This is a genomic window from Streptomyces sp. NPDC048506 (assembly GCF_040651315.1).
In the GTDB taxonomy this organism is placed as follows: domain Bacteria; phylum Actinomycetota; class Actinomycetes; order Streptomycetales; family Streptomycetaceae; genus Streptomyces.
In genome coordinates this window covers 50,960-66,487 of sequence record NZ_JBEZIX010000053.1, presented here as the reverse complement: position 1 = coordinate 66,487, position 15,528 = coordinate 50,960, and the positions used below count along the sequence as shown (strand labels likewise).

The window sequence follows — 15,528 nt, the reverse complement described above, 5'->3', positions numbered from 1 at the left end:
AAACGCCCGGTTACATTCCGAACCCGGAAGCTAAGCCTTTCAGCGCCGATGGTACTGCAGGGGGGACCCTGTGGGAGAGTAGGACGCCGCCGAACGATTTTTGTGAAAAGCCCCGTGGGAACTCGGTTCCCGTGGGGCTTTTCTGCGTTGTGGGGATCTTGGGACCCGCGGCGCGGCGCGACCGGCGGGGCGGGTAAGGTCAAGGGGCATCGTTGGCACATTTCCCACAGGAGGCTCCCGCGTGGAGGTCCAGGAGACGCGGGTCCAGACGGATCGCGTCCTCACCATCCCCAATATCCTGAGCATGGCTCGCCTGGTCGGCGTACCGGTGTTCCTGTGGTTGATCCTGTGGCCGAAATTCGATGGTCCGACGGTCGACGGCTGGGCCCTGCTGGTGCTGGCGCTGAGCGGCGTCAGCGACTACCTGGACGGCAAGCTCGCCCGTCGCTGGAACCAGATCAGCAGCCTGGGACGGATTCTCGATCCGGCGGCCGACCGTCTGTACATCCTGTCCACCCTCGTCGGTCTCACCTGGCGCGAGATCCTTCCGCTCTGGCTCACCGCGGCCCTGCTGGCGCGCGAACTGATGCTGCTGATCGCGGTGGGAATCCTCGGGCGTCACGGATACGGCCCTCCCCAGGTGAACTTCCTGGGCAAAGCGGCTACGTTCAACTTGATGTACGCCTTCCCGCTGCTCTTGCTGAGCGTTGGGGACACATGGCTTCACAGGCTCGCTGCTGTTTTCGGATGGGCGTTCGCCGGATGGGGTACAGCGCTGTACTGGTGGGCAGGGATCCTCTACGTGGTCCAGGTCCGTCGACTCATCAAGGCGGACACCACAGCCGACTGAACTCTCCGAACCGGCATGGTGTGCCAAGGCCCGGCGCCCGTACGTGAGATCTGGAACAGTGGGCGATCTGGATAAGTGAAGTCGGCAAGACCGTCGTCTCTCAGAGGAGGACGCTTCCGACATGAAGGCCGTTGTGATGGCCGGCGGCGAAGGAACACGCCTTCGCCCCATGACGTCCAGCATGCCCAAGCCGCTGCTTCCTGTCGCCAATAGGCCGATCATGGAGCACGTGCTACGGCTGCTGAAACGGCATGGTCTCACTGAGACCGTCGTGACCGTGCAATTCCTTGCCTCGCTCGTCAAGAACTATTTCGGCGACGGGGAAGAGCTCGGGATGGAGCTCACCTACGCTCATGAGGAAAAGCCGCTCGGCACCGCGGGCAGCGTGAAGAACGCCGAGGACGCCCTCAAGGACGATGCATTCCTCGTGATCTCCGGTGACGCCCTCACCGACTTCGACCTGACCGATCTGATCCGGTTCCACAAGGAAAAGGGTGCCCTCGTCACGGTGTGTTTGACGCGGGTCCCGAATCCGCTTGAGTTCGGCATCACCATCGTCGACGAGAACGGCCGGGTCGAGCGCTTCCTGGAAAAGCCCACCTGGGGCCAGGTCTTCTCCGACACCGTCAATACCGGCATCTACGTGATGGAGCCGGAGGTCTTCGACTACTTCGAACCGGATGTGTCGGTCGACTGGTCGGGGGACGTCTTTCCGCAGCTCATGAAGGAAGGCAAGCCGATCTACGGCTATGTCGCCGAGGGCTACTGGGAGGACGTCGGCACGCATGAAAGCTATGTGAAGGCCCAGGCCGACGTGCTTGAGGGCAAGGTCGACGTGGAAATCGACGGCTTCGAGATCTCGCCGGGAGTGTGGGTCGCCGAGGGCGCCGAGGTCCATCCCGACGCCGTGCTGCGCGGGCCGCTGTACGTCGGTGACTACGCCAAGGTCGAAGCGGATGTCGAGATTCGCGAGCACACCGTCGTCGGCTCCAACGTGGTCGTGAAGAGGGGCGCCTTCCTGCACCGGGCCGTGATCCACGACAACGTCTATCTCGGCCAGCAGAGCAATCTGCGCGGGTGTGTGATCGGCAAGAACACCGATGTCATGCGGGCCGCCCGGATCGAGGACGGCGCGGTGATCGGCGATGAATGCCTCATCGGCGAGGAGTCGATCGTCCAGGGAAATGTGCGGGTCTATCCGTTCAAGACCATCGAGGCCGGTGCATTCGTCAACACCTCGGTGATCTGGGAGTCCCGTGGCCAGGCGCATCTGTTCGGTGCCCGGGGCGTCTCCGGAATCCTCAACGTCGAGATCACCCCGGAGCTGGCCGTGCGGCTCGCCGGTGCGTACGCCACCACGCTCAAGAAGGGCTCCACGGTCACCACCGCGCGCGACCACTCGCGAGGCGCCAGGGCGCTCAAGCGCGCGGTGATCTCCGCGCTACAGGCCAGCGCCATCGACGTACGCGACCTGGAGAACGTCCCGCTGCCGGTCGCCCGCCAACAGACCGCCCGCGGCAGCGCCGGCGGCATCATGGTCCGCACCACGCCCGGTGTGCCGGACTCCGTCGACATCATGTTCTTCGACGAGCGGGGCGCCGACCTCTCGCAGGCCGGCCAGCGCAAGCTCGACCGGGTCTACGCCCGCCAGGAGTACCGGCGCGCCTTCCCCGGTGAGATCGGCGATCTGCGCTTCCCGGCCAGCGTCTTCGACTCGTACACCGGGTCGTTGCTGCGGGAGGTGGACACGACGGGCATCAGTGAATCCGGGTTGAAGGTCGTCGTGGACGCCTCGAACGGCAGCGCGGGGCTGGTGCTGCCCAGCCTTCTCGGACGGCTGGGCGTCGACTCGCTCACCATCAACCCCGGGCTCGACGAGTCCCGGCCGACCGAGACCGCCGATGCCCGGCGCTCCGGGCTCGTCCGGCTCGGCGAGATGGTGGCCTCCGCGCGGGCCGCCTTCGGCGTGCGCTTCGACCCCGTGGGCGAGCGGCTCTCCCTGGTGGACGAGCGCGGCCGGATCATCGAGGACGACCGCGCGCTGCTGGTCCTGCTCGACCTGGTCGCCGCCGAGCGGCGCTCCGGGCGGGTGGCGCTCCCGGTGACCACGACCCGGATCGCCGAGCAGGTGGCGGCGTACCACGGCACACAGGTGGAGTGGACGACGACCTCACCGGACGATCTGACCCGAGTGGGGCGTGCGGACGGCACGATCTTCGGCGGGGACGGCCTGGGCGGCTTCATCATCCCGGAGTTCAGCAGCGTCTTCGACGGTGCGGCCGCCTTCGTCCGGCTGATCGGCCTGGTGGCCCGCACCCAGCTCACGCTCAGCCAGATCGATGCCCGGATCCCGCGGGCGCACGTGCTGCGGCGTGACCTGGCCACCCCGTGGGCGGTCAAGGGGCTGGTCATGCGACATGTCGTCGAGGCGGCCGGCGACCGGGAGGTCGACACCACCGACGGCGTACGGGTCGTGGAGGCCGACGGCCGCTGGATCATGGTGCTGCCCGACCCGGCCGAGGCGGTCACGCACCTGTGGGCGGAGGGGCCGGACGATGCCTCCGCCCAGCAACTGCTGGACGAGTGGTCGGCCGTGGTCGACGGCGCGGGACGCTGACCCGGACCCCACCGGCGGGCCGTCGATCGGCACGCCGGTGGGGCCATTGGGAGACCGCGCGGCCGACGTGGGACGATGTGCGGCATGTCGCAGCAGCGCCCCGATCGGAGCACCCCGAACACGTCGGCCGCGCGTCCCGATGCGTCCATGTCGCTGCTGACCAATGTGATGGATCACAGCCTCGACGACGGGTACGCCGAGGCCGCTGCGCGCAAGGCCGAGGCGGGCGTACGCGGTCTGCCGCGCACCCTGCGGGCGAAGTTGGGTCTGGCGGCGGGTCTGGTGCTGGCCGCGCTCGTGGTGACGGTGGGAGCGGCGCAGGCGCGGATATCCGCACCGACGCTCGCCAAGGAGCGGGAAGAGTTGATCAACCGCATCCAGAAGGGCACCGGCGAGGCGGACAAACAGCAGCAGCAGGTCGACGCGCTGCGGGACGACGTGAGCCGCATGCAGCGCGAGGCCCTGAAGCAGACGGGTGGTGGCAAGGCCGAGCTCCTCGCCCTGCTCTCCGGTTCGACACAGGTCACAGGGCCGGGCGTGAAGCTCGTCGTGGACGATGCCAAGGGCGCGGAGTCCAGCGGCGGCGGGCCGCGGGAGAGCAGTGACTTCTCGGACACCGGCCGGGTACGCGACAGGGACATGCAGCGCGTGATCAACGGCCTGTGGGAGTCCGGTGCGGAGGCCATCTCCGTCAATGGGCAGCGGCTTACGTCACTCTCGGCGATCAGAGCGGCGGGAGACGCCATACTGGTCGACAACAAGCCACTGGTGCCGCCCTATACGGTGCTGGCGGTGGGGGACGGGCAGCGGTTGAGCACCGCGTTCCAGGACAGCGCCGACGGTCAGTACCTGCACGTGTTGCAGGAGAACTACGGCGTCCGTACGAGGATTTCCGCCGAGACCGAGGTCACGCTGCCACCCGCGCCGAGTTTGATCGTACGTACCGCAAAGCCGCAGGCCGGTCCCGCCACGTCGGGCGGCGCCGACAAGGGGAAGGGCACATCGTGATCGCCGTACTGGGCCTCATCGTGGGAGTCGTGGTGGGACTCGTCGTCCGACCTGTGGTGCCGACGGTGGTCGAGCCGTACCTGCCGATCGCTGTCGTCGCGGCGCTGGATGCCGTGTTCGGTGGTCTGCGCGCCATGCTGGACGGCATCTTCGATGACAAGGTCTTCGTGGTCTCGTTCCTGTCGAACGTCGTCGTCGCCGCGCTGATCGTCTTCCTCGGTGACAAGTTGGGCGTCGGCGCGCAACTCTCCACCGGCGTCGTCGTGGTGCTCGGCATCCGGATCTTCTCCAACGCCGCCGCGATCCGGCGGCACGTCTTCAGGGCGTGAGGCGGATGGCAACGGACGAGACACCCGAGCCCGAGAAGCAGTCGGAGCGCCGCCCGGCCGACCGGCGGCCGATGCCGCCCGAGCGGCCGCGCACCCCTGACCGGGCGGTGTCCGCAGACCGGGCTGAAAACCCGGAACCGGACAGCGCTGGACAGAAGCCTCGCAAAGCGGCAGACTCCTCGACCCCGGACGTGATCGCCGATGGCGGGAGCGACGGCGGGGACGACGCACGCCCTAGGACCGGTCGGGAGCGGCTCGTGGCGAGCCTGTGGCCGCCGCGGCTGACCCGGGCTCAACTGATCGTCGCCCTGCTCCTGTTCATCCTCGGCCTCGGCCTGGCGATTCAGGTACGTTCCACAAGTGACAGCAGTGCGCTGCGGGGTGCGCGTCAGGAGGACCTGGTGCGCATTCTGGACGAGCTGGACAACCGCTCCCAGCGGTTGACGGACGAACAGCGGCGCCTGGAAGGGCAGAAGACCGAGTTGGAGAACAGCTCGGACCAGGCCGAGGAGGCCCGTAAGCAGACCGTGGAGAAGGAACAGCAGCTGGGCGTGCTGGCCGGGACCGTCGCGGCGCAAGGGCCCGGCATCAACCTGACCATCGACGACCCGACGCACTCCGTGGAGGCGGACAAGCTGCTGGACACCATCCAGGAGCTGCGGGCGGCCGGCGCCGAAGCCATCCAGGTCAATGACGTCCGGGTGATCGCGAGCACCTACCTCTCGGACGTCCGGGGCGGGGTGGAGATCGACGGCAGGCGTGTCACGCAGCCGTACCGCTTCAAGGTCATCGGCAAGCCGGCGGATCTGGAGCCGGCGCTGAACATCCCTGGCGGAGTGGTTCAGACACTGGAAAAGGAGCAGGCCAAGGTGTCTGTGACCGGTGAGAAGAAGATCATTGTGGACGCCTTGCGGGAGGCGAAGCGGCCTGACTACGCTCGGTCGTCATCGCAGTGAGGCGTACAGGTATGTCGAGTGCCCGGGCAGGGCATGAGGTAGCGGGGGGTCGACGCACCGTGCGTGTGGTGTGTGGTGGAAACTGTCTGAAGGCCACGGACGTTCACAGGATGTCCGGACTGGCCGGTGTGTGCATCGAGGGTTCGTCCTGCCCCACGGGCGGGTCTGTTTCGTTCAAGGGGAATCGCCCGTGAAGTTGTTTGGAAAGCTGTTCGGCAAGAGCGCGCGCCAGGAGGGTGGCAGCGGCTCCGCGCGGCACCGTGCTCCGCGCCAGCCCGACGAGAGCGGCGGCGAGGCGGAGCGTCCGCTGTTCCGTGACGAGGTCGGCGGTCCGTCCGGGGGGCACGGCGCGGGTTCTGTTGACCCCTCCGGGGCAGGCCGCATAGGTTCCCAGGAACCATCAACCTCACGCACGGGTGGAGGGTCGGCCTTGCCGGTTTGTACGAGGTGCGGGCACCGGAACGCCGAGGCGAGCCGCTTCTGCTCCAACTGCGGTGCGCCGCTGCGCCCGGGCGCACAGCCCGAGCGGGCGTCCGAGACGACGTCCACGATCTCCATCTCGGGCCTGGAGGCCTACGACTCGGAGACGACGGGACAGAACCTCGCGCCGTCGCTGTCCCCGGAGGCCCAGGCCGCGGTCGACGCCCTTCCGCTGGGTTCCGCACTGCTGATCGTCCGCCGGGGTCCGAATTCGGGCAGCCGCTTCCTGTTGGACGGTGAGCTGACGACGGCGGGCCGGCACCCGCAGGGCGACATCTTCCTCGACGACGTGACGGTCTCGCGTCGGCACGTGGAGTTCCGTCGGGGCCCGGACGGCCGCTTCACGGTCGCCGACGTCGGCAGCCTGAACGGCACCTACGTCAACCGCGAGCCGATCGACTCCGTCGTGCTCACCACCGGCGACGAGGTGCAGATCGGCAAGTACCGACTGGTCTTCTACGCGAGCCAGCGAGGCGCCGGTATCTGATCGGCCAGGGAAGGCATATGCGCCATACACCGAAGGGCGGTGCCGGTGTCGCCGGCACCGCCTCCTCGGACGGCAAGCCGGTGAGCATCGGCACGGTGCTCACGGCGCTGCGCGAGGAGTTCCCCGAGGTCACCATCTCCAAGATTCGGTTCCTGGAGGCCGAGGGGCTGGTCGAACCGAAGCGCACGCCTTCCGGATATCGAAAGTTCACGCCGGCCGACGTCGAGCGGCTGGCCAGCGTCCTGCGGATGCAGCGGGACCACTATCTGCCCCTGAAGGTCATCCGGGAGCATCTGGACGCCCTGGAGCGGGGTGAGCAGGTACCGCTGCCCGCCCCGGCCGCGCCCTCCCGGGACCTGGTCGAGGGCGTGCCCGACCCCGGCGAGGACCACCCGACGGCTGCCCGGATCGGCCGGGCCGAGCTGCTGGCCGCCGTGGAGGTGGACGAGGCGGCGCTCGCCGACTGGGAGTCGTACGGACTCATCGTCCCCCATGCGGACGGGCAGTACGACATCGAAGCCGTCACCGTCGCCAAACTCGTCGCGGACCTGGGCCGTTTCGGTCTGGAGCCGCGACATCTGCGAGTGGTCAAGGCGGCCGCCGAGCGCGAGGCGGGCCTGGTCGAACAGGTCGTTGCACCCCTTCGGCGGCACCGTAACCCGCAGACCAGAGCCCATGCCGAGGCGACCGCGAAGGAGCTGGCCACGCTGTCCGTACGGCTGCATGCGGCGCTCCTTCAGAGCGCTTTGCGTGGCCGGCCGCAGTGAGCAAACGAGTGCCCGACTACCCAAACCGGCCGGGCACGTCCTAGGGTTGCTGTGTGAACGAGCTCGACGTCGTGGGTGTCCGGGTGGAAATGCCTTCCAGCCAACCGATCGTGCTCCTGCGGGAGGTGGGAGGCGATCGCTACTTGCCCATTTGGATCGGGCCGGGGGAGGCAACCGCCATCGCTTTCGCCCAGCAGGGCATGGTGCCCGCCCGGCCGCTGACGCACGACCTTTTCAAGGACGTGTTGGAGGCGGTGGGTCAGGAGCTGACACAGGTGCGGATCACGGACCTGCGTGAGGGCGTGTTCTACGCCGAACTGGTCTTCGCCAGTGGGGTCGAGGTCAGTGCCCGTCCGTCCGACGCGATAGCGCTGGCGCTGCGCACCGGAACGCCGATCTTCGGTACCGACGGTGTGCTGGACGACGCGGGGATCGCCATCCCGGACGAGCAGGAGGACGAGGTGGAGAAGTTCCGCGAGTTCCTCGACCAGATCTCCCCCGAGGACTTCGGTACGAACAGCCAGTAGCCTGCGCCGCCGAACGGGCGTAGCGAACGATTCCGGCCAAACTATTGAGCCATTCCCCGCGCGAGGTCACGAGAAACCACTCGTAGGGTGATTATCACTCGGCGTGGCGAGCGCGGCGATCGTTGACGCACCCCGAGTGACTGCATACCGTCGATAGGGCAGGTCCCGTCCGGGACGTGGAGGACGGAGGGCGGCGTGGCAATCACCGGCGACGGTACGGCGGCCGAAGGGGCATTGCCGCTCCACACGGGCGCAGGCGCGAACCGCGCCCCGGCACCGGCCGCGGCGATGTCGGGGGACTGCGAGGCCCAGAACATCGGCTATCGCGGCCCGACCGCCTGTGCGGCAGCGGGCATCACCTACCGGCAGCTCGACTACTGGGCACGCACGGGTCTCGTCGAGCCGAGCATCCGGCCCGCGTACGGCTCCGGAACGCAGCGGCTCTACAGCTTCCGGGACGTCGTCGTCCTGAAGATCGTCAAGCGGCTGCTGGACACCGGGGTGTCGCTCCAGAACATCCGCACCGCCGTCCAGCACCTCCGCTCGCGTGGGCTGGCGGACCTGACGCGGATGACGCTGATGAGCGACGGAGCCACGGTCTACGAGTGCACCTCGCCCGACCAGGTCGTCGATCTGCTCCAGGGCGGCCAGGGCGTCTTCGGCATCGCGGTCGGCGTGGTGTGGCGGGACGTGGAGGGCGCGCTCTCCCAGCTCCACGGAGAGCGCGTGGACACCGGCGAGACGCTGGTCGGGAAGAACCCGCACGACGAGCTGGCACGGCGGCGCAACCGGGCCGGCTGAGCCCCCGCCCACGGTCCCGGCCCGGCATCGGGTCGATTGTCAGTGCTATGCGGCAGCATCGGAGATGTGAGACCCGCACCGACGATTCTGCATCTGGACATGGATGCGTTCTACGCGGCTGCCGAGCAGGCGGCCAAGCCGAGCCTGCGCGGCAAGCCCGTGATCGTCGGCGGGATCGGGCCGCGCGGTGTGGTCGCCACGGCGTCGTACGAAGCCCGGGTCTTCGGGGTCCGCTCGGCGATGCCCACGGCCCAGGCGCGCAGGCTGTGCCCCAACGCCGCCTATCTCAGTCCCCGTTTCACCCTGTACCGCCATGTGAGTGAGACGGTGATGGAACTGCTGCACACGCTGTCGCCGTTGGTGGAGCCGCTCAGCCTGGACGAGGCGTTCGTGGACCTGGAAGCGGGCGGCGTACCGCCCGAGACAGCCGCGGTACGGGCCGTGGGGGAGCGGCTGCGGCGTGACATCCGGGAGGCGACGGGACTGACCGGCTCGGTGGGGCTGGCGGGCGCCAAGATGCTCGCGAAGATCGCCTCCGAGGCGGCCAAGCCGAACGGCCTGGTGGTCATCGAGCCCGGCACGGAGCGGGAGCTGCTGGGGCCGATGACGGTGCGGACGCTGCCGGGTGTGGGGCCCGCGACCGCCGAGACGCTGCGCCGGGCCGGGATTCACACCGTCGCGGAGACCGCGGAGGCCGGGGAGGCCGAGTTGGTGCGGCTGCTCGGGAAGGCGCACGGCGCCGGGCTGTACGCCATGGCGCTGGGACAGGACGACCGCCCGGTGGTGGCCGAGCGGGACGCGAAGTCCATCTCGGTCGAGGACACCTTCGAGGTCGACCTGACCGACCGGACGCGGGTGCGGACCGAGGTGCTGCGGCTGGCCGACCGCTGCGTCCAGCGGCTGCGTGCGGCCGGGCGCTCCGGACGCACGGTGGTGATCAAGGTCCGTAACTACGACTTCTCGACGCTGACGCGCTCCGAGACGCTCCGCGGGCCCACGGACGACCCCGCGGTCATACGGGAGGCCGCGGTACGGCTGCTGGAGACGGTCGACACCACGGGCGGGGTGCGCCTGCTGGGCGTGGGGGTCAGCGGGCTGGCCGACTTCACACAGGAGGACCTCTTCGCCCAGATCGCGACGGAGCGCGAGGCCGCCGAGCTGGCCAGGGCGGCGGCCGAGACGGCCGGCGACGAGACCGTCGGGGAGGAGGTCGAGGGCGGGCGGCCGCGGCGCTGGCATCCGGGCGTGGACGTGGTGCACGAGGAGTTCGGCGCCGGGTGGGTCCAGGGGAGCGGGGTGGGGAGGGTGACCGTACGCTTCGAGACGCCGTGGTCCGCACCGGGGAGGGTGCGGACCTTCGCCGTCGACGACCCGGCGCTTCGGCCCGGGGAGCCCCTTCCACTGGTGGGCGGGGGGCCGGAAGCGGCTCAGTCCTCCGATCCGGCGATCTTGCCGAAGTCCTTGTCGCCGGAGCCGGAGCCGTCCGCGTCGTCGGAGGGCAGCGAGCCCGTGTCCGGTGCGGAGATGTCCAGCCGGTAGTGGTGGTACAGCTGGAGTTCCTGTTCGGGCGAGAGGTGGCGGCCCACGCCGAAGTCCGGGGCGTCCTTGATCAGTTTGCGGTCGTAGGGGATGTGCAGGCTCTCACCGACCATCTTGCTGGGCTCCAAGGGTACGAACGCATCGCGGCTGAAGAGACCGGTGCGGACGGCCGCCCACTCCGGCTCGCCTGTCGCATCGTCCAAGTACACCTCGTCGATCGTGCCTATTTTCGCCCCGTTCCGGTCGAATGCTTTGCGGCCGATCAGGCTCCGGGGATCGATGTCGGTTTGCACGGTCCCTCCAATTGGTCGCAACTGCCCTGTGACAACTACCAAACGGCACATTTCATGCCCCGGCCACTCGAAGGCTCCTTCGAGTGGTGCGCTGGTAGGCTGGCCAATGGCCGCTGACCCCATGCGGGAGAGTCCTTTGTCGTTCGCGACCAGGGCGCCGAAGGAGCAAATCCTCCCCGGAATCTCTCAGGCACACGTACCGCATGGACGAGGTCACTCTGGAAAGCAGGGCGGGCCGCGGACAGGCATCACCGGGACCCCTCCTCACCGACGGTGAAAGCCGGACCGCCTTCCGCGGGCCGGTGAAGCTCTCAGGTTGAGATGACAGAGGGGGAGGCCGTCCGGGCACCCGCGCCGTGGTGCCCCTCGTAGGTCGTACCGACCAGGAGGCCCCCGCAGATGACCACCAATCGCATCTCCTTGACCGAGCTGGAACGCGGCATCCCCTTCGAGCACCGGCACATCGGCCCTGACCACGAGGCGCAGGCCAAGATGCTCGCGCACGTCGGCTTCGGGTCGCTGGACGAGCTCACCGCCACTGCCGTACCCGACGTGATCAAGAGCGTGGAGGCCCTCGGCCTGCCGCAGGCGCGCACCGAGGCCGAGGTCCTCCGGGAACTGCGCGGCCTGGCGGAGCGCAACCAGGTGCTGTCGTCCATGATCGGCCTGGGGTACTACGGCACGTTCACCCCGCCGGTGATCCTGCGCAACGTCATGGAGAACCCGGCGTGGTACACCGCGTACACGCCGTACCAGCCGGAGATCTCGCAGGGCCGGCTGGAAGCGCTGCTGAACTTCCAGACCGTGGTCGCCGACCTGACCGGTCTGCCCACCTCCGGTGCCTCCCTGCTGGACGAGGGCACCGCCGCGGCCGAGGCGATGGCGCTCTCCCGCCGGGTCGGCAAGGTCAAGCAGGGCGTCTTCCTGATCGACGCCGACTGTCTGCCGCAGACCATCGCCGTGATCGAGACCCGTGCCGAGCCGACCGGTGTCGAGGTCGTCGTCGCGGACCTGTCCGACGGCATCCCCGCCGAGATCGCCGAGCGCGGTGTCTTCGGCGTGCTGGTGCAGTACCCGGGCGCCTCCGGTGCGGTCCGGGACCCCCGCGCGCTGATCGAGCAGGCCCATGAGCTGGGCGCGATCGTCACCGTCGCGGCCGATCTGCTCGCCCTGGCGCTGCTGACCTCGCCCGGCGAGCTCGGCGCGGACATCGCGGTCGGCACCAGCCAGCGCTTCGGCGTCCCGATGGGCTTCGGCGGGCCGCACGCCGGCTTCATGGCCGTGCGCGAGCAGTTCGCCCGCAGCCTGCCCGGCCGTCTGGTGGGCGTCTCCGTCGACGCCGACGGCAACAAGGCCTACCGCCTGGCGCTCCAGACCCGTGAGCAGCACATCCGTCGCGAGAAGGCCACCAGCAACATCTGCACCGCCCAGGTGCTGCTCGCCGTGATGGCCGGGATGTACGCGGTGTACCACGGCCCGGAGGGCCTGCGGACCATCGCCCGGCGCACCCACCGCTACGCCGCGGTCCTCGCCGAGGGCCTGCGCGCCGGCGGTGTGGAGATCGTCCACGACGCGTACTTCGACACGCTCACCGCGCGGGTGCCCGGCCGGGCCGCCGAGGTCGTCGCCGCCGCCCGTGAAGCCGGTGTCAACCTCCGCCTGATCGACGCCGACCTGGTCGGCATCGCCTGCGACGAGACCACCGCGCGGGCTCAGCTGGCCGGTGTCTGGGGCGCCTTCGGCGTACAGGGCGATGTCGAGCAGCTGGACGCCAGCGCTGCGGAAACGTTGCCGCAGTCGCTGCTGCGGACCGACGAGTACCTCGCCCACCCGGTCTTCCACCAGCACCGCTCCGAGACCGCGATGCTGCGCTACCTGCGCACCCTCGCTGACAAGGACTACGCGCTGGACCGCGGCATGATCCCGCTCGGCTCCTGCACGATGAAGCTGAACGCCACCACCGAGATGGAGCCGGTCACCTGGCCCGAATTCGGCCAGCTGCACCCCTTCGCACCGGCCGACCAGGCCCAGGGCTACCTCACGTTGATCCAGGAGCTGGAGGAGCGGCTGGCCGCGATCACCGGCTACGACAAGGTCTCCATACAGCCGAACGCCGGATCGCAGGGCGAGCTGGCCGGCCTGCTGGCCGTCCGCGCCTACCACCGCGCCAACGGCGACGAGCAGCGCACGGTCTGCCTGATCCCGTCCTCGGCGCACGGCACCAACGCCGCCAGTGCGGTCATGGCCGGTATGAAGGTCGTCGTCGTCAAGACCGGCGAGGACGGCGAGGTCGACACCGACGACCTGCACGCCAAGATCGAGAAGCACCGTGACGAGCTCGCGGTCCTGATGGTCACCTACCCCTCCACGCACGGCGTGTTCGAGGAGCACATCACCCAGATCTGCGCGGCGGTGCACGAGGCCGGCGGCCAGGTCTACGTCGACGGCGCCAACCTCAACGCGCTGGTCGGTCTCGCCGAGCCCGGCACGTTCGGCGGCGACGTCTCGCACCTGAACCTGCACAAGACGTTCTGCATCCCGCACGGCGGCGGTGGCCCCGGTGTCGGCCCGGTCGCCGTCCGCGCCCACCTGGCGCCGTACCTGCCCAACCACCCGCTCCAGCCCACCGCGGGTCCCGAGACGGGCGTCGGGCCGATCTCGGCGGCCCCGTGGGGGTCGGCCGGCATCCTGCCGATCTCCTGGGCGTATGTCCGCCTGATGGGCGGTGAGGGGCTCAAGCGCGCCACCCAGGTCGCGGTCCTCAGTGCCAACTACGTCGCCAAGCGTCTGGAGCCGCACTACCCGGTGCTCTACACCGGCCCCGGCGGCCTGGTCGCGCACGAGTGCATCATCGACGTCCGGCCGCTGACCAAGGCGACCGGCGTGAGCATCGACGACGTCGCCAAGCGGCTGATCGACTACGGCTTCCACGCGCCGACGATGTCGTTCCCGGTGGCCGGCACGCTGATGATCGAGCCGACCGAGAGCGAGGACCTCGCCGAGCTGGACCGGTTCTGCGACGCGATGATCGCCATCCGCGCGGAGATCGAGAAGGTCGGCTCGGGGGAGTGGGACAAGGACGACAACCCGCTGCGCAACGCCCCGCACACCGCGGCCGCGCTCGGCGGAGACTGGGCCCACTCGTACAGCCGCGAGGAGGCGGTCTTCCCGGCCGGCGTCGCCGCGGCGGAGAAGTACTGGCCGCCGGTGCGCCGGATCGACGGTGCCTTCGGTGACCGCAACCTCGTCTGCTCCTGCCCGCCGCTGGACGAGTACGACGGCTGACGGTCGAGTACGACGGCTGATCGTCACCGGCCCGTCAGGGCAACATCAAGGGCCCTCGGCAGTTCTGCCGGGGGCCCTGTTGTACGTGCCGGGCGCTCGCGGGTCAGGCCGCTGCGGTGACCCGGTGCGGGGCGATGACCTGCCCGTCCGGCAGCAGCTCACCGGTGTCCTCGAAGAGCAGGACGCCGTTGCAGAGCAGGCTCCAGCCCTGCTCGGGGTGGTGCGCCACAAGGTGTGCGGCCTCCCGGTCGGTGGAGTCCGCGGAGGGGCAAGGTGGTTGGTGCTGACACATGGAAGTTGTCTTTCGCTGCGGTGTGGTGAACGTCGTTGTGCGGCGCGACGAGCTCGATGAGGTGGTCATGGCCGCTCCCCCGTTTCATCGGTCGGTTCCAGTGTTGCCCTACGGACGGGATTCCGCAGGGATTTCGCAGCAGCGGTACTCACTCGATATCGACGCGTCACCCGTGCGGGCGGTTGCTTCCAATTGCACTCCTCTCCAAGGGGGTTGGGAGTGGTATCGGTGGGCTAGCCCGCGCGGGTGAGCGCGGCAGAGCGCCCCGCGGCCGGAAGGAGCCGTGGGGCACGCTCTTGCGGGGCGGCGCGCGCCGGCGTGCGGCAGGGCGCGGGCGCCGGTCAGGCGGGTTCGCGCAGCAGCGGGGTGGGCGACAGGCGCAGGGTGAGCCGCGGGAGCAGGTCGGCGACGCGGTGCGGGCGGTGCGCGGCGATCCCCGGGGGCGCGGGGGCCAGCGGGACCAGCAGGTCGGCGGGCGCGGGCAGCCCCTCGGCGCCGTCCGCGGCGAGGTCGTGGTGGAGCCATAGCGTGAGCATGTACAGCTCAGGGACGGAGAGCAGTCGCGGCTGGTAGGGCGCGGTGAGCGCGTCGGCCTGTGCCAGCGCCTGCTCGGTCGCGGCGACGTAGGGGCCGCCGCAGAAGCGGGCGAAGGTCCAGCCGTCCGCGGTGAGCATCGCCTCGGCGGTCGCCACGGCCCCCTCCCCGCCGCGGACCAGGAAGCTCCAGCCCGCCAGCCGGGTGTGCGGCGTGCCGCCGGCCTGGCTCACGTCGTCCCACACGTGCACGGGCAGCGGGTGGTCGGGGCTGAGCGGGCCCTGGTGCGTGCGCAGCGCGGAGACGGGGGCGGCTCGGAGGACGGTGGGCGAGCCGAGGGCGGCGAGAACGCTGCGCAGGGCGGGCGCAGGGGCAGCGGAAGTGTGCAGCGGCATGGTGGGTCGCCTCTCACGTCGGAGACACGGTGGAGCGCGGCAGGTGCAAACGGCGCTGTCTGCGTGCGGGCCAGAGCATGGCCGGCCGGGGCTGCGGCCCGGCGTGGGGTCAGGGCCCGCCCCCGCGCCGAATGGGTACACGCGACGCTGGGCGTCAACTCTCTGCCTCGTAACCGGAGTTTATACGACGTATGTTCTGAAAGTGTTTCGACTACCGGGCTTGTGGATTTTCGGCAAGGCGGAATCCAGACCCCTGGCCGAGGTGTTTTACGCCCCTTTGTGCGGGGCATTCGCCGTGCCACCTCGTAATTCATTCGCGATGCGGTAGGCCGGATCTCATCGGTGTTTCTCACGAGCGAAATGCGAAC

14 protein-coding genes, 1 rRNA gene and 1 riboswitch are annotated in these 15,528 nt (G+C 69.4%); of the genes, 12 read left to right on the top strand and 3 right to left on the bottom strand.

All coding sequences use genetic code 11. From position 1 onward, the window contains the following. The 11 genes from rrf to AB0C96_RS33975 all read left to right on the top strand — a co-directional run. A 5S ribosomal RNA gene (gene rrf, locus AB0C96_RS34025) occupies positions 1–95 on the top strand; the annotation flags it as partial. A 146-nt stretch (positions 96–241) separates the two neighbouring features. Then, positions 242–850 carry a CDP-alcohol phosphatidyltransferase family protein gene (locus AB0C96_RS34020; RefSeq protein WP_362922901.1) on the top strand — a complete coding sequence of 203 codons (609 nt, stop codon included), beginning with the start codon at positions 242–244 and terminating at the stop codon, positions 848–850. Between the two features lie 121 nt (positions 851–971). Beyond that, the gene (locus AB0C96_RS34015) at positions 972–3,467 is read left to right on the top strand and encodes a mannose-1-phosphate guanyltransferase (RefSeq protein ID WP_362922899.1); all 2,496 of its coding nucleotides are present in this window, start codon (positions 972–974) and stop codon (positions 3,465–3,467) included. 75 nt (positions 3,468–3,542) lie between these two features. Next, a complete protein-coding gene (locus AB0C96_RS34010; RefSeq protein WP_362922897.1) occupies positions 3,543–4,475 on the top strand; it encodes a DUF881 domain-containing protein in 933 nt (310 codons plus the stop codon). After that, positions 4,472–4,804, top strand: coding sequence for a small basic family protein (locus tag AB0C96_RS34005; RefSeq protein ID WP_003984969.1), 333 nt, complete (start codon positions 4,472–4,474; stop codon positions 4,802–4,804). Before AB0C96_RS34010 ends, AB0C96_RS34005 begins: the two co-directional genes overlap by 4 nt. A 5-nt stretch (positions 4,805–4,809) precedes the next feature. Beyond that, positions 4,810–5,760 (top strand): DUF881 domain-containing protein, encoded by a 951-nt coding sequence (locus AB0C96_RS34000; RefSeq protein WP_362922896.1) that lies wholly within the window; start codon positions 4,810–4,812, stop codon positions 5,758–5,760. 70 nt (positions 5,761–5,830) lie between these two features. Then, positions 5,831–6,727 carry an FHA domain-containing protein gene (locus AB0C96_RS33995; protein ID WP_362922894.1) on the top strand — a complete coding sequence of 299 codons (897 nt, stop codon included), beginning with the start codon at positions 5,831–5,833 and terminating at the stop codon, positions 6,725–6,727. Between the two features lie 17 nt (positions 6,728–6,744). After that, positions 6,745–7,494: a MerR family transcriptional regulator gene (locus AB0C96_RS33990; protein WP_362922892.1), complete on the top strand. Its 750-nt coding sequence runs from the start codon at positions 6,745–6,747 to the stop codon at positions 7,492–7,494. 53 nt (positions 7,495–7,547) lie between these two features. Then, the gene (locus AB0C96_RS33985) at positions 7,548–8,021 is read left to right on the top strand and encodes a bifunctional nuclease family protein (protein WP_006606439.1); all 474 of its coding nucleotides are present in this window, start codon (positions 7,548–7,550) and stop codon (positions 8,019–8,021) included. A 195-nt stretch (positions 8,022–8,216) separates the two neighbouring features. After that, a complete protein-coding gene (locus tag AB0C96_RS33980) occupies positions 8,217–8,822 on the top strand; it encodes a MerR family transcriptional regulator (RefSeq protein ID WP_362922890.1) in 606 nt (201 codons plus the stop codon). 66 nt (positions 8,823–8,888) lie between these two features. After that, entirely contained in the window at positions 8,889–10,361 is a 1,473-nt protein-coding gene (locus tag AB0C96_RS33975; RefSeq protein WP_362922888.1) for a DNA polymerase IV, read from the top strand. Here AB0C96_RS33975 and AB0C96_RS33970 read toward each other — a convergent pair. Next, on the bottom strand, positions 10,250–10,654 hold the full coding sequence (locus AB0C96_RS33970) for a PRC-barrel domain-containing protein (protein WP_362922886.1): 405 nt from the start codon (positions 10,652–10,654) through the stop codon (positions 10,250–10,252). The genes AB0C96_RS33975 and AB0C96_RS33970 overlap by 112 nt on opposite strands. Positions 10,655–10,768: 114 nt before the next feature. After that, positions 10,769–10,866: riboswitch (glycine riboswitch) on the top strand. 187 nt (positions 10,867–11,053) lie between these two features. On the opposite strand from AB0C96_RS33970, the gene gcvP reads away from it, so the two are divergent. Then, positions 11,054–13,939 carry an aminomethyl-transferring glycine dehydrogenase gene (gcvP, locus tag AB0C96_RS33965; protein WP_362922884.1) on the top strand — a complete coding sequence of 962 codons (2,886 nt, stop codon included), beginning with the start codon at positions 11,054–11,056 and terminating at the stop codon, positions 13,937–13,939. 103 nt (positions 13,940–14,042) lie between these two features. On the opposite strand, the gene AB0C96_RS33960 is transcribed toward gcvP, so the two are convergent. Together AB0C96_RS33960 and AB0C96_RS33955 are read right to left on the bottom strand one after the other, a co-directional pair. Further along, positions 14,043–14,231, bottom strand: a complete 189-nt coding sequence (locus AB0C96_RS33960; protein WP_362922882.1) for a DUF5999 family protein — start codon at positions 14,229–14,231, stop codon at positions 14,043–14,045. A gap of 341 nt (positions 14,232–14,572) precedes the next feature. Beyond that, positions 14,573–15,160, bottom strand: a complete 588-nt coding sequence (locus tag AB0C96_RS33955; protein WP_362922881.1) for a hypothetical protein — start codon at positions 15,158–15,160, stop codon at positions 14,573–14,575. Between the last annotated feature and the right edge of the window lie 368 nt (positions 15,161–15,528).

Excerpts from the sequence above, each read along its gene's own strand:
- AB0C96_RS34015 (WP_362922899.1), top strand. The coding sequence starts at position 972 with ATGAAGGCCGTTGTGATGGCCGGCGGCGAAGGAACACGCCTTCGCCCC.
- AB0C96_RS34010 (WP_362922897.1), top strand. The coding sequence starts at position 3,543 with ATGTGCGGCATGTCGCAGCAGCGCCCCGATCGGAGCACCCCGAACACG.
- AB0C96_RS34000 (WP_362922896.1), top strand. The coding sequence starts at position 4,810 with ATGGCAACGGACGAGACACCCGAGCCCGAGAAGCAGTCGGAGCGCCGC.
- AB0C96_RS33990 (WP_362922892.1), top strand. The coding sequence starts at position 6,745 with ATGCGCCATACACCGAAGGGCGGTGCCGGTGTCGCCGGCACCGCCTCC.
- gcvP (WP_362922884.1), top strand. The coding sequence starts at position 11,054 with ATGACCACCAATCGCATCTCCTTGACCGAGCTGGAACGCGGCATCCCC.
- AB0C96_RS33960 (WP_362922882.1), bottom strand. The coding sequence starts at position 14,231 with ATGTGTCAGCACCAACCACCTTGCCCCTCCGCGGACTCCACCGACCGG.
- AB0C96_RS33955 (WP_362922881.1), bottom strand. The coding sequence starts at position 15,160 with ATGCCGCTGCACACTTCCGCTGCCCCTGCGCCCGCCCTGCGCAGCGTT.